13 protein-coding genes are annotated in these 13,190 nt (G+C 71.7%); 4 read left to right on the forward strand and 9 right to left on the reverse strand.

Annotation, left to right across the window (positions count from 1 at the left end; translation table 11 throughout):
- Window positions 1-24: 24 nt before the first annotated feature.
- The 7 genes from O7605_RS24910 to pgi form a co-directional block, all read right to left on the reverse strand.
- Window positions 25-975: a VWA domain-containing protein gene (locus O7605_RS24910; protein ID WP_269741406.1), complete on the reverse strand. Its 951-nt coding sequence runs from the start codon at window positions 973-975 to the stop codon at window positions 25-27.
- Entirely contained in the window at window positions 972-1,955 is a 984-nt protein-coding gene (locus O7605_RS24915; protein WP_269741407.1) for a DUF58 domain-containing protein, read from the reverse strand. Before O7605_RS24915 ends, O7605_RS24910 begins: the two co-directional genes overlap by 4 nt.
- Window positions 1,952-3,010: an AAA family ATPase gene (locus O7605_RS24920; protein ID WP_443083965.1), complete on the reverse strand. Its 1,059-nt coding sequence runs from the start codon at window positions 3,008-3,010 to the stop codon at window positions 1,952-1,954. Before O7605_RS24920 ends, O7605_RS24915 begins: the two co-directional genes overlap by 4 nt.
- 118 nt (window positions 3,011-3,128) lie before the next feature.
- Window positions 3,129-3,503, reverse strand: a complete 375-nt coding sequence (locus tag O7605_RS24925) for a YciI family protein (protein WP_269741408.1) — start codon at window positions 3,501-3,503, stop codon at window positions 3,129-3,131.
- A gap of 101 nt (window positions 3,504-3,604) precedes the next feature.
- Entirely contained in the window at window positions 3,605-4,789 is a 1,185-nt protein-coding gene (locus tag O7605_RS24930) for an RNA polymerase sigma factor (protein WP_269741409.1), read from the reverse strand.
- A 129-nt stretch (window positions 4,790-4,918) separates the two neighbouring features.
- Entirely contained in the window at window positions 4,919-5,527 is a 609-nt protein-coding gene (locus O7605_RS24935) for an MOSC domain-containing protein (protein WP_269741410.1), read from the reverse strand.
- 140 nt (window positions 5,528-5,667) lie between these two features.
- Window positions 5,668-7,302, reverse strand: coding sequence for a glucose-6-phosphate isomerase (gene pgi, locus O7605_RS24940; RefSeq protein ID WP_269741411.1), 1,635 nt, complete (start codon window positions 7,300-7,302; stop codon window positions 5,668-5,670).
- A gap of 227 nt (window positions 7,303-7,529) precedes the next feature.
- Here pgi and O7605_RS24945 point away from each other — a divergent pair, with 227 nt between their 5' ends.
- On the forward strand, window positions 7,530-8,975 hold the full coding sequence (locus O7605_RS24945) for a glucose-6-phosphate dehydrogenase (RefSeq protein ID WP_269741412.1): 1,446 nt from the start codon (window positions 7,530-7,532) through the stop codon (window positions 8,973-8,975).
- A 69-nt stretch (window positions 8,976-9,044) separates the two neighbouring features.
- On the opposite strand, the gene O7605_RS24950 is transcribed toward O7605_RS24945, so the two are convergent.
- Window positions 9,045-10,487, reverse strand: coding sequence for a cellulase family glycosylhydrolase (locus O7605_RS24950; RefSeq protein ID WP_269741413.1), 1,443 nt, complete (start codon window positions 10,485-10,487; stop codon window positions 9,045-9,047).
- Between the two features lie 190 nt (window positions 10,488-10,677).
- Complete coding sequence (locus O7605_RS24955) at window positions 10,678-11,034, reverse strand: hypothetical protein (protein WP_269741414.1); 357 nt, start codon at window positions 11,032-11,034, stop codon at window positions 10,678-10,680.
- A 55-nt stretch (window positions 11,035-11,089) separates the two neighbouring features.
- On the opposite strand from O7605_RS24955, the gene O7605_RS24960 reads away from it, so the two are divergent.
- The 3 genes from O7605_RS24960 (at window position 11,090) to O7605_RS24970 (ending at window position 12,956) form a co-directional block, all read left to right on the forward strand.
- Window positions 11,090-11,968 (forward strand): hypothetical protein, encoded by an 879-nt coding sequence (locus O7605_RS24960; RefSeq protein WP_269741415.1) that lies wholly within the window; start codon window positions 11,090-11,092, stop codon window positions 11,966-11,968.
- Window positions 11,969-12,106: 138 nt separating this feature from the next.
- A complete protein-coding gene (locus O7605_RS24965; protein ID WP_269741416.1) occupies window positions 12,107-12,430 on the forward strand; it encodes a plasmid stabilization protein in 324 nt (107 codons plus the stop codon).
- 133 nt (window positions 12,431-12,563) lie between these two features.
- Window positions 12,564-12,956, forward strand: a complete 393-nt coding sequence (locus O7605_RS24970) for an MmcQ/YjbR family DNA-binding protein (protein ID WP_269741417.1) — start codon at window positions 12,564-12,566, stop codon at window positions 12,954-12,956.
- Window positions 12,957-13,190: the final 234 nt, after the last annotated feature.

The raw sequence follows: 13,190 nt of genomic DNA on the forward strand, positions 1-13,190 counted from the left end.
TCGGGGACGGCCGTCGGACGGCCGTCAGGGCAGTCGGGAGAACCAGAACAGCGAACCGGCGGCGGCCAGCAGGGCGAGCACCAGGCCGGCGCCGATGAACCGCGCCGAAACGTCCTGGCGTTCCAGCCGGTGACCGACCGACGAACCGATGTCGGAGTAGGCCGCGCGCAACTCGTCGCCGCTGCCCGCCTCGTAGTAGCCGCCGCCGGCCTGCTCGGCCACGGCGCGCAGGGTCGCCCCGTCGACCGGGACCGCCTGGCCACCACCGATCCGCCCGTCGGGGGTGCCGAAGGAGATGGTGTCGACCGGTACGCCCGCCTGCACCGCGGCGGCGGCGGCGAGCGCCGGGTCCCGTCCCGAGGTGTTCGCCCCGTCGGAGAGCAGCACCACCCGCGCCGGCGGCGGATCCTCGGCCGCCTGCGCGTCCAGGGTGCGGATCGACTCCAGGGAGGTTTGGATGGCCTCGCCGATCGCCGTCCCCTGAAGACCGGTGACGCCCTCGTCGAGCTGGTTGATGCCGGCGGTCACCGACTCCCGGTCGCCGCCCGGTGCGACCACCACCGACGCGCTGCCGGCGAAGGCCACCAGTCCGACGTTGAACTCCGCCGGCAGGTCGGCCACGAAATCGCGGGCCGCCTCCCGGGCCGCGAGCAGCCGGTCCGGCGGCACGTCGTCGGCGAGCATGGAACGGGACACGTCGACGGCCACGATGACGGTTGCCCGCTCCCGGGGCACCCGTACCTCGTCCGTCGGGCGGGCGAAGCCCACCACCAGCAACGCCAGCATCGCGACGAACAGCCCGGCCGGCACGTGCCGCCGCCACGCCGGACGAGCCGGCGCCACCTTGTCCAACAGGCGCAGATTGGTGAACCGCACCGCGTACCGGCTGTGTCGGCGTTGCCGCAGCAGGTACGCGACCACCAGGGCGGCCACCCCCGCCAACAGCCACAGCCGTTCCGGAGACTCCCAGCTCACGCCGCTCCTCCCGAGGTGGGTCGGGCCGCCCGGGCCAGCCGACGCTGGCTGTGGACGTGCCGGACGATGTCGGCGATCCAGTCCCGGTCGGTGCTCAGGGGCAGGTGTGCCGCGCCGGCCCGGCGCAGCGCCCGCGCCACGGCCAGCCGTTGGGCGGCGGCCGCCGCCGCGTAGCGGTCGCGCAGCCGCCGGCTGCCGGTGGCGACCTCGCGCCGCCGCCCGCTCTCCGGGTCGACAAGCGTGATCAGGCCGACGTCGGGCAGCTCCAGCTCGCGCGGATCACGGACCTCGACGGCGAGCACCTGGTGCCGCGCGGCCAGCCGGCGCAGCGGCAGTTCCCAGTCCGGGGGCCCGCTTCCCGCGCCGGCCACCCCCTCGTCGGGCAGGCCGTCCAGGAAGTCGGAGACGACCACCGCCAGCCCGCGACGGCCGGCCGACCGGCGCAGCCCGTCGATGGCCTCGGCCAGTGGCACCGGGTCGCTCGCCGGTCGGCCCCGCGGCACCTCCAGCAGGGCGCGCAGCAGGCTGAGCAGGTGGTACCGGCCGGAGCGGGCGGGGAAGCGGCGTATCCCGGCGTCGCCGAGCACGTGCGCGCCGAGCCGGTTGCCGGAGCCGGCGGTAAGGAAGCCGACGGCGGCGACGGCCGCCACCGCCAGCTCCCGCTTCTCCAACTCGGCGGTGCCGAAGTCCATGCTGGGTGTCGCGTCGACGAGCATCCAGGTGGTCAGCTCCCGGTCGGCGTCGACGGTACGCACGTGGGGAACGGCCGTGCGAGCGGTCACCGACCAGTCCATCCGCCGGACCTCGTCCTCGCCCGGGCGGTACTCCCGGCTGCCGGCCGGTTCGCTGCCCGGCCCCGGCAACAGGCCCAGGTGCTGCCCGTGCAGCAGCCCGTCGAGACGGCGGGTGATGGTCAGTTCCAGCCGGCGCAACCGACGCTGCGGCGCCAGGTGCCCGAGGCTCGTCGCGTTCTCGTTCACGCCGCCGCTCCCAGGCCCGGCCCCTGGGTTTCCTGGGCGGGAGCGATCTGTGGAGGTGGCACCGTCGCGACGACCCGCCGCACCAGTTCGCCGGGGTCGACATCGTCGGCGACCGCGTCGAAGGAGAGGACCAGCCGGTGGGCGAGCACGTCGACGGCGATCTCCCGCACGTCGGCCGGCAGCACGTAGTCCCGGCCACGCAGCAGGGCCAGCGCCCGGGCCGCGGCGACCAGGCCGAGGGTGGCCCGAGGGCTGGCACCGTACGCCAGCTGCGCGGCCACGTCCGGCAGGCCGAACCGCCGCGGGTCACGGGTGGCCAGCACCAGCCGTACGACGTACTCGGCCAGGGCGTGGTGGACGAAGACCTCCCGGGCCCTGGCCTGCAACGTCGCCAGCCGGGTCGGGTCCAGCACCGGTCGGGCGGCCGGGACGTCGGTGCCCATCCGGTACAGGATGCCGAGCTCCTCGTCGTCGGTCGGATAGTCGACGACGATCTTCATCAGAAACCGGTCCCGTTGTGCCTCGGGAAGTTGGTAGACGCCCTCGGACTCGATCGGGTTCTGGGTGGCCAGCACCAGAAACGGGGTGGGAACCGGGTAGGTCCGCCCGCCGATCGAGACGTGTCCCTCGGCCATCACCTCCAGCAGCGCGGACTGCACCTTGGCCGGCGCCCGGTTGATCTCGTCGGCGAGGACCAGGTTCGCCATGACCGGCCCCAGCTCGACGTCGAACGTCTCGGTCGAGGCGCGGTAGATCCGGGTACCGAGAATGTCCGACGGCACCAGGTCCGGGGTGAACTGGATTCGGGCGAAGCTGCCGCCCACCGCCGTGGCCAGGGTCTCCGCCGCAAGGGTCTTGGCCACCCCGGGCACCCCTTCCAGCAGGCAGTGACCCCGGGCGAGCAGCGCGGTCAGCAACCGCTCCACCAGCCGGTCCTGGCCGACGATCACCCGCTTCACCTCGAACAGGGTCCGTTCCAGCAGTCGAGTGTGGTCGGTCTGCCCGCCTGCGGTGTCCAACTCGCTCACGGCGGCGCTGTTGATGGTGCTCCGCATGCGCTGTGCTCCTCGGTCGCGTCGTCTCGACGCGGGTGCCCGGACAACGGGGGAGCCCGGGCACCCGCAGTGACCCATTGGGCCAGAACGGACCGAAAGCCAACCGAACGGCGAAAGGTCAGCCTGGTCGGCCGGCCTGGCGGAGCATCTCGTCGGTTTCGGGGTCCGCCATCAGCTCCCGGACCTCCTGTGCGCAGCGGCAGGCGACGGCGATCTTGGCGGCCCATGCCAGCGCCTCCTCGCGGGTGGCCACGTCGACGACCACGAAACCGCCGATGACCTCCTTGGTCTCCGGGTACGGGCCGTCGGTGACCAGCCCGTCCGTGCCCACGACGCTGGCCCGCTGCCGCTGTAGTCCGGCGCCGAACACGAACACCCCGGCGTCCACGGCCTCCTGGGTCACCGCGTGCGCCGCCCTGCCCACGTCGGGCCAGTCCTCGTCGGGGATGTGGTCCATCGCGCCGTCGTTGAACGAGATCAGGTACCGCGCCATCGCATAGCTCCCTTGTCCCGGCGGCCCCTCGGGCCGCTCTCACCTGATCTACGAGCGACCCGCCGCCCATCCGACAAGGTGCCGGACGATTTTTTCACGGGTCAGCCGGCGAGCTGGTCACGGCGGCGGGTCAGGTAGGCCTGTTCGGCGGGGTTGCCGGCGAGACCGATGGCCCGGTCGTACGCCGCCCGTGAGTCGGCGTGGCGTCCGAGCCGTCGCAGCAGGTCGGCGCGGGCGGCGTGGAAGGCATGGTAGCCATCGAGGGCCTCGCCGAGCGGGTCGGTCTCGGCGAGGCCGACCTCGGGGCCGGCGACCTCGGCGACCGCGACGGCCCGGTTGAGCCACACGACCGGCGAGGGATCGAGCTGCACCAGGCTGTCGTAGAGCGCCACGAGGGTGGACCAGTCGGTGTCGCGGCTGGCGGGCGCGTTCGCGTGGACCGCGTTGATCGCCGCCTGCACCTGGTAGCGCCCGGGTGCGTCACCGCCGGCCGTTATCACCTTGATCCGTTCGCCGAGCAGCGCGTTGCCCTCGGCGATCCGGGCGCGGTCCCAAGCGCTGCGGTCCTGCTCGTCGAGGGTCACCAGTTCCCCGGTGGCGGACACGCGCGCCGGCCGCCGGGCGTCGACGAGCAGCATCAGCGCGAGCAGGCCGGTCACCTCGCCGTCGTCCGGGAGAAGGGTCCGCAGCAGACGGCCCAGGCGGATCGCCTCGTCGCTGAGGTCGACGCGCACCGCCTCGTCTCCCTCGCTGGCCAGATAGCCCTCGTTGAAGACGAGGTAGACGACGGCGAGCACACCGGCGAGCCGCTCGTGGATGTCGTCGGCCGAGGGCACCCGGTACGGAATGCCCGCCGCCTTGATCTTCGCCTTGGCGCGGGTGATCCGTCGGGCCATCGCGGTCTCCTGCACCAGGAAGGCGCGGGCGATCTCGCCGACGGTGAGGCCGCCGAGCAGGCGCAGGGTGAGCGCCACCCGGGCCTGCATCGCCAGCGCCGGGTGGCAGCAGGTGAAGACCAGCCTGAGCCGGTCGTCCCCGATCGGGCCGGTCGGCTCGGCCGGGGTGTCGTCGTACGCGATCCGGGCCGCCCGGTGCTTGGCGTCGCGCTGCGAGTCCCGCCGGAGTCGATCGATCGCCTTGCGGGTCGCGGTGGTGGCGAGCCAACCGCCGGGACTGGGTGGTACGCCGTCGCGCGGCCACCGCTCCACGGCCGCTGCGAACGCCTCGGCCGTCGCCTCCTCGGCGACATCGAGGTCACCGAAGCGGCGGGCGAGGCTGGCGACCACCCGCGCCCACTCCTCCCGGTGGGCACGGGTGACTGCCTGCTCAACGGTCGGAGCTGGCACGGCTCACGCGGCGCGCTGGCGCAACCCCACGAACGGCTACGCCGTTCGACACCACCCCGCGGGGACCGGTCACGGCAGCCGGGTGGCCGGCGGAGCGGGGTCGGCGGGCAGCTGGCGTACGGTGTCGCCTTCCTTGATCGTCGCACCGACGACCACCCGGGCGTTGAGGCCGCGAAGGCGCAGTTGCTGGCCCTCCTCGCTCCAGACGATCTTGTGGGCATCCCGCCCGAACCGGGCAGCGAACTTGGCACAGCCGTTGTGCGGCTGGTCGGTCACCTCGATGACGGCCCGGTCGCCGATCGCCAGGCGGGTACCGGCTGGCAGGGCGTCGACGCTCAGGTCCAGGTCGACGTAGAGCTGGTCCCCGGCAAGCGCCCAGGCGTCCCGATCGGGGCCGGCGATCAGCTCGACGAAACGGGAGTTGATGACGTTCAGCTGCATGTCGGGGTGCGGTGACCGGTCGGTCGTTCGTGAGCTGGGCCGTTGGCTCCAGCTGTCGCCGACCAGCCCGACGGTGGTGTCCAGTTCGGCCTGGGGCAGCACCTCCCGGACGTCGACGGCCGGCCGGCGCACGGCCAGTGCCAGGGTGCCGATGATCCGCGGGGAGCGCCGCACGACGGGCAGCCCTGCCACGATCTCATCCATGGAGCGGTGGCGTACGGTGATGGAGTTCGTCACGCTCTGACTGTGCCCGACGCGCGCCAGCGGAGTCCAAGCTGTTTCGAAGCGCGAGATCGGAAGAGGAACGTCCCCTCACCGGACCACGCCCCCCGTGAGCCCGTGGCAGTGGCCGCCGCGGGCGCACGTATGCCGTCCGGTCAGGGGCGGTTGCGCTGGGCGCGGTAGCGGGAGATCAGGGCGGCGGTGGACGAATCCAGTTCGGTCAGGTCGGGCGCCTCGCCGGTGAGCAGCGGGGCGAGCTGGTTGGCCATCACCTTGCCCAGCTCGACACCCCACTGGTCGAACGGGTTGATGTCCCAGATCGCACCCTCGGTGAACACGATGTGCTCGTAGAGGGCGACCAGTTGGCCGAGCGTGGCCGGAGTGAGCCGGTCGGCCACGATCGACGTGGTCGGGTGGTTGCCGGCCATCACCTTGTGGGGCACGAGGTCGGCGGCGGTACCCTCGGCCGCCACCTGCTCGGCGGTCCGGCCGAAGGCCAGCGCCGCGGTCTGGGCGAAGAAGTTCGACATGAACAGGTCGTGCATGTCACCGATGTCGTGGTTGGGCTCGCTGAACCCGATGAAGTCCGCCGGCACCAGCCGGGTGCCCTGGTGCAGCAGCTGGTAGAAGGCGTGCTGACCGTTGGTGCCGGGCTCGCCCCAGAAGATCTCCCCGGTGTCGTACGACACCTGGCGACCGTCGGTGCGTACCGACTTGCCGTTGCTCTCCATGGTGAGCTGTTGCAGGTAGGCGGGGAACCGGTGCAGGTACTGCGAGTACGGCAGCACCGCGTGGGTCTGCGCGCCCAGGAAGTTGGTGTACCAGACGTTCAGCAGGCCGAGCAGCACCGGCGCGTTGGCGCTCGGCGGTGCGGTGCGGAAGTGCTCGTCCACGGCGTGGTAGCCGGCCAGCATCTCGTCGAAGCCGGCCGGCCCGATCGACAGCATCACCGACAGACCCACCGCCGAGGGCAGCGAGTACCGACCACCCACCCAGTCCCAGAAGCCGAACATGTTGGCCGGGTCGATGCCGAAGTCCGACACCCGCTGGGCGTTGGTGCTGACCGCGACGAAGTGCCGGGCGACCGCGTCGGCGTCGGCGTCGAGGCCGGTCAGCAGCCAGTGCCGGGCCTGCTCGGCGTTGGCCAGGGTCTCCTGGGTGGAGAAGGTCTTCGACACCACCACGAACAACGTGCTCGCCGGGTCCAGGTCGGCGACCGTGTCGTGGATGTCGGTGGGGTCGATGTTCGACACGAACCGGCAACTCAGACCGGCGTCGCGGTACGCCTTCAACGCCTCGTACGCCATCACCGGCCCCAGGTCGGAGCCACCGATGCCGATGTTGACCACGGTGCGGATCCGCTCGCCGGTGTGCCCGCGCCACTGACCGGAGCGCACCTTCTCGGCGAACTCGGCCATCCGGCGCCGTACCGCGTGGACGTCCGCCGCCACGTCCTGCCCGTCCACGGTGAGGGCGGCGTCCGACGGCAGGCGCAGCGCGGTGTGCAGCACCGCGCGATCCTCGGTGCCGTTGATGTGGGCCCCGGCGAACATCGCGGCGATCCGATCGGTCAGCCCGACCCGCTCGGCCAGCGCGGTCAGCAGGCGCAGCGTCTCGTCGGTGACCAGGTTCTTGCTGTAGTCGACGTAGAGGTCGGCCACCTCGACGGTCAACCGTCGGCCCCGGTCGTGATCGGTGGCGAACAGGTCCCGCAGGTGGGTCCCGCGGATCTCGTCGGCGTGCTTGCGCAGGGCCTGCCACTCGTCGGTGCTGGTGACGTCCGCAGCCATCGGATCGATCGTCTCCTCGCAGGATCGGGCACGTCGCCGGCCTCGTCCCGGCCGACGGTGACCAGACTGCCACACGAAGATCGGCTCGCCCGCCCGAGACCACGACCGTGGGAACTCCGGCGCCACGGGGGTGACGATCCGCACGGACCCGGGTGCGGTGGGCGAACGGCCGGCGAGTCCCCGGGGTCCGGTGCTTGCCGATCGCCGGGACAGGGCATGGTGGTGGCATGACGACACCGGCATCGAGCGCCTCCGCAGCTGTTGTCCCCGCAGCGACCGCCGCCTCCGGCGTCCGGCAGACACTGCTGGTGCTCGGCGCCAGCGGTGACCTGACCGGGCGCCTGCTGCTGCCCGGCCTGGGCCGGCTGCTGGCCACCGGCGCCGTGCCCGGGTTGCGGCTGATCGGCAGCGGCATGGACGGCTGGGACGACGAGCGCTGGCGGCGCCGGGTGACCGACTCCTTCGGCGCCGTCGGCGCGGTGGGGCCGCTGGAGTCGGAGGTGATCCGCGAGTCGCGCTACCTGCCCGCCGACGTGACGCGCGAGGAGGACCTGCGGTCGCTGCTGAGCTGCTGCACCGGGCCGTTGGTGATCTTCTTCGCGCTGCCGCCGCTGGTGACCGCCCGGTCGGCCGCCGCGCTGGCCCGGATCGGGGTGCCACCCGGCACCCGGCTGATGCTGGAGAAGCCCTTCGGCGTCGATCGGATCTCGGCCCGCTCGCTCAACGAACTGCTGGCCACCCTGGTGCCGGAGAACCAGGTCCACCGGATCGACCACTTCCTCGGCAAGTCCACGGTGCTCAACCTGCTCGGCCTGCGCTTCGCCAACCGCATCTTCGAGCCGGTGCTCAACTCCGCACACGTGGCCTGCGTGGACATCGTCTTCGACGAGACCCTCGGCCTGGAAGGACGGGCGGGCTACTACGACGGCGCCGGCGCGTTGGTGGACATGGTGCAGTCCCACCTGCTCCAGGTGCTGGCCCTGCTGGCCATGGACCCGCCGCCGACCCTGCGGTCCGAGGAGGTGCGGGGACGCAAGGCGCAGGTGCTGCGGGCCACCCGGCTGTGGCGTGACGATCCGGTGGCCGCCAGCCGGCGGGGGCGGTACACCGCTGGGGAGATCGACGGTCGGCGACTGCCGAACTACGCCGAGGAGCCCGGCGTCGACCCGGCGCGGGGCACCGAGACGCTCGCGGAGCTGGCGGTCACGGTGGACACCTGGCGCTGGGCGGGAGTGCCGTTCCGGCTGCGCTCGGGCAAGGCGATGGACGCGGTGCGCAAGGAGGCGATCATCACCTTCAAGCAGCCGACCCGGGTACCCGACGGCCTGACCGGCTACGACCGGCCGGACCGGCTCCGGATCGGCTTCGGACCGGACCGGCTCGGCCTGGATCTCAACATCAACGGTCCGGGGAATCCCTTCGAACTGGAACAGGTGAACCTGACGGCGGCGTTCGGCCCCGGCGACCTGCCCGCGTACGGCGAGGTGCTGCGCGGCGCCTTCGAAGGTGATCCGACCCTGTCGGTCCGCGCCGACGTCGCTGAGGAGTGCTGGCGCATCGTGGAGCCCGTGCTGGCTGCCTGGAAGGCCGGTGCGGTGCCGCTGCAGGAGTACCGGGCGGGCTCCACCGGGCCGGCCGACTCGCTCATCGGTCCGGTGCCCGACGAGAGCTGAGCCCGTCCCCGCACCTGGTGCGGCCCCGGCGGTCAACCGCCGGGGCCGCGTGGTGGTGGTGCGCTCGGATCAGCTGGTGGGGAAGTTGTCCGGGGTGCGGATGCGCTCGCGCATGAAGGCCCCGGAGGTGGTGAGCATCGAGGTGCCGGTGTAGGAGCTGCCGTTGCAGGTGCCCGGCCGCAACGCGGCGCTGCCCTCGGCCTTGTCGGAGAAGGTCCAGTTCGCGTAGCCGATCTTCAGCCGGTCGAGCAGGTCGAGCCACTGGGTGCTGCTGGTCAGGTCGACACCCCCGTCACCGGTGTAGTCGACCGTGCCGAACTCCGTGACGAACAGCGGCAGCCGGGCGGCGGCCCGCTCCACCTCGGCGCGGTAGTTGTCCTTGTGCGACGCGGCGTAGAAGTGGAACGCGTACATGACGTTGCTGGCGTTCACCGGGTTGTTGACGATCTCGGTGTGGCTGGCGCCCTCGGAGACGCCCAGCGAGGACCAGGCCCGGGTGCCGACGATGACCACCGCGTCCGGGTCGTTGGCCCGGATCACCGGGATCACCTGGTCGGCGTAGTTCTTGATGGTCGACCAGCTCACCCCGTTGGGTTCGTTGGCGATCTCGTAGATCACGTTGTTCTTCGCGGCGTGCCGGGCGGAGACGGCGGCGAAGAAGGACTTGGCCCGCTCCAGGTTGAACATCGGGTCACCCGGGGTGAGCAGGTGGAAGTCGATCATCGCGTACATGCCGCGCCGGGTGGCCTCTTCGACCAGGTTGTTGACCCGGTTGGTGAAGCCTGCGGGGTCGGTCTCGTAGCCCTGCTCCTGCACGTACATGGCGATGCGGAACAGGTCGGCGCGCCAGTCGGTGGCGAGGGCGTCGAGGGAGGCGTTGTTGTAACAGTTGCCGAACCACTGGATGCCGTGGCTGCTCATGCCGCGCAGTTGGATCGGCCGGCCGTACTGGTTGCAGAGGTTGACACCGCACACCCGCAGCTGCCCGTTGATGGCCACCGGAGTCTGACCGACTGGCGGGGGAGTGGTGGGTGGGGGCGTGGTGGGCGGCGGTGTCGTGGGCGGCGGGGGAGTGGTCGGCGTGGTCGAGCCCGTGCACACGGTGCCGTTGAGCGTGAACGCGCTCGGTGCCGGGTTGGCGCCGGTGAAGCTGCCGTTGAAGCCGATGTTGGTGCTGGCTCCGGTGCCGAGCGAACCGTTCCAGCTCGCGCTCTGTGCGGTGACGGAGCTGCCGCTCTGGCTCCAGGTGGCCGACCAGCCCTGGGTGAGCCGTTGGCCGCTGTCGGGGAAGCTGAAGCCGAGCGTCCAGCCGTTGACCGGGTCGCCGAGGTTGGTGACGGTGACGCTCGCGGTGAACCCGCCGGACCAGCTGTTCGTCGTGTAGGTCACGGAGCAGCCGGTCGCGGCCATCGCGTTGGCGGTGGGCAGGACCGTCAACGCGCCGAGGGTCAACGCGCCGACGGCGCCGGACGCGATCAGCAGGCGCCGCAGGCGGCGCGGAGGTTGCTTCATGGTGGACCGTCGCATTCTGGTCGTGGTGGTGGTACGGCACTCCCGCGACAGTGGACGAGGAGGCCGGGAGCGCTCCCACAGCAGCCTACGACGGGTCGAAACCAGAACGCAATATTTCGATACATCGAAATGATCGATCAACTGTGGCCCCGGAGGCACGTCCCGGGGCCACAGTGGGGCGGGGTCCGACTCAGTCCTCGCCGGCGGCGCGTCGCCGGTCCGCCTCGGCGTCGGCGGCGCCGACGGGAGTCGGATCGGTGTCCCCGTCCGCCGCGGTCAGATCGATGTCGGCGCCGGCTCGTGCGGCGTCGGCCGCCGCGTCGTCCGCGCCGACCAACTCGGTGCCGGTGTCGCCGTCGTCGTCGACCAGCTTGCCGGTCCCGGTCATTGCGATCGGCGTGTACCTCGGGTCGGTCGTCATCTCGTCCTCCTCTGCGGTGTCCGACAGATACCCGCCGCGCGACGTCGGCACACCGGTCAACCCACGCACGAGGTCCGTCAGCTGGATGGCCGGGGAGTCGATGGCGTCCGGACTTGCGCTGCTCACTACCCTGACCCTGATCATCGGCCAGGTAACCTCTCGACTTCGACAAGGGCATCAGATGAGTGACAGCCACCCTCCGTACGGTGGGCAACAGCCGGATCCGAACGCCGCCCCCTGGGGCACACCACCCGGCTCTCCGGTCGGCCCGGCGGGCTCGCCGGTCGCCCCGGCCGGCTACCCCTCGCCGTACGGGGCGCCGGTGCCGCCGCCCCCGTCCTACGGGCCGCAGCCGACGAAGTCCTCGAACAAGGGCCTCTGGCTCGGTCTGGGCATCGGTGCCGCCGTGATGGCGGTGCTCGTCGCCTGTGGCGGGGTGATCGGGTTCTTCGTGCTGGCCGGCGACGACGAGGGGGAGCCGGTCGCCGGGCAGCGGAGCGAGGCGCCCGGTGTCCCGACCGAGGGGCCGTCGATCGCTCCGCCCGCCGAGCAGCAGCCCGACAACAACAACGCGGTGACCGCCCGCAACTCCAGCGACATGTCCGCCGTGTGCGAGGGCAGCCCGATCCTCAACGCCGCGCCCTACACCGGGGCGAAGGGCACCAAGGTCTACACGTTCGCCAACTCACCGGAGCGGCCGGAGTCCTGGCTGAGCAAGTCGGTGGGCTTCGACAAGCCGTACTACGCCAAGACCGCCGAGTGGGCGTCGGTCTCCGTCGTCGGCTGCCTCACCTTCGAGCAGGGCAGCGAGGGTACGCCCCGCAAGTGCCAGTACAAGGACCGCGACGACAAGCAGGTCACCGTCGACTACGTCTCCTCGCGCTACACGCTCACCTTCTACGCCGCCAGGACCGGCGAGAAGATCGGTGAGGGCGGGCGGGTCAACGCCCCGGCGGTGCGCTGCCCGAGCTTCATCTCCTACAACAAGGAGACCATGCGCGCGTACGCCCAGCCGGACAGCGGCGCCATCGAGCTGGCGCTGGACAAGTTCACCTCCTGAGTCACCGGCGTCGTCGGCGGCGGGGCGGGCCGTGTGCGCCCCGCCGCCCGGTCGCGGGGCGGGTTCGCGCGCCGGTGTTTCGGTCGCCGACGGTGGGGCACGTGACCACTGAACACTGTCGGTGGAGGGAGGCACTCCATGCCTGCGGGATCCAGTCCGAAAAGAGAACGGCAGTACGAACACATCAAGGCGAGCGCCAAGAAGCGCGGCGTGTCCACCGACCGGGCCGAGGAGATCGCGGCGCGTACGGTCAACAAGGAGCGGGCCCGCTCCGGTGAGGCGCGGACCGCGAGCCGATCCTCGATCGACGATGTCTCGTCGGGCCATCGGGGCGGCAAGCGTTCCCATCGCGGCGCCGGCGGGCGCACCAAGGAACAGCTGTACAACGAGGCGAGGAAGCGTGGCGTCAAGGGCCGCTCGTCGATGTCGAAGGCGGAGTTGGAGCGGGCCCTGTCCCGCTGAGTCGACGGTCCGCTGAACCGACGGCCCGCCGCGTTCGAGAACCGGGTGGGCCGTCGGCCCCGATGCGGCGTCGCTGTCGGGGCCGGCGGCTAACCTCTCGGCATGCCGCGATCGGTGATCTCAGGGGTGGACGATGGCTGACGCCGCCGACGTCCGCCGGTTCGCCCTGGCGCTACCGCACGTCGTGGAGATCGACAGTGACGGTTTCGACTTCCGGGTCGCGGACCGGGGCTTCGTCTGGTCCTATCCCGAGCGCCGACCGGGCAAGCCCCGCGTCATCCGGACCGACATCGCCGTGTTGTACGTCGGCGACGAGGCCGAGAAGCAGGCGCTGCTGCTCGGCGAACCGTCGCTGTTCTTCACCACACCCGCCTACGACGGGCTGCCGCTGGTGATGGTGCGCCTGGCGGCGGTCACCGTCGAGCGGCTGGACGAGCTGATCACCGACGCGTGGCGGATGCGCGTGCCCGACCGGCTGCTCGCCGGCCCCGAGGAGGATTCGGCCGATCGGGCTGCCCGTCCCTGACGGCGGGCGGGTGTCGGAGTTCCGCGCGCCAACGCCGCGCCGCGGCCGGACGCGTCCCCCACGAAGCCGGACCACGGCGCGGGCGGCCTCGCGGTACATTAATTCCCGAACATGTTTGAAAATGTGGACGGGGGCGGTGGGCGTGGCTCATTCCATTGCGGACGGAGCGCGCCCAACGGCTTCGCCGGCTGACCGTTGCGCCGCACCACAACCGGTGGACGCGGCGGCTCTGCT

Source organism: Verrucosispora sp. WMMA2121, assembly GCF_027460185.1.
Classification (GTDB): domain Bacteria; phylum Actinomycetota; class Actinomycetes; order Mycobacteriales; family Micromonosporaceae; genus Micromonospora; species Micromonospora palythoicola.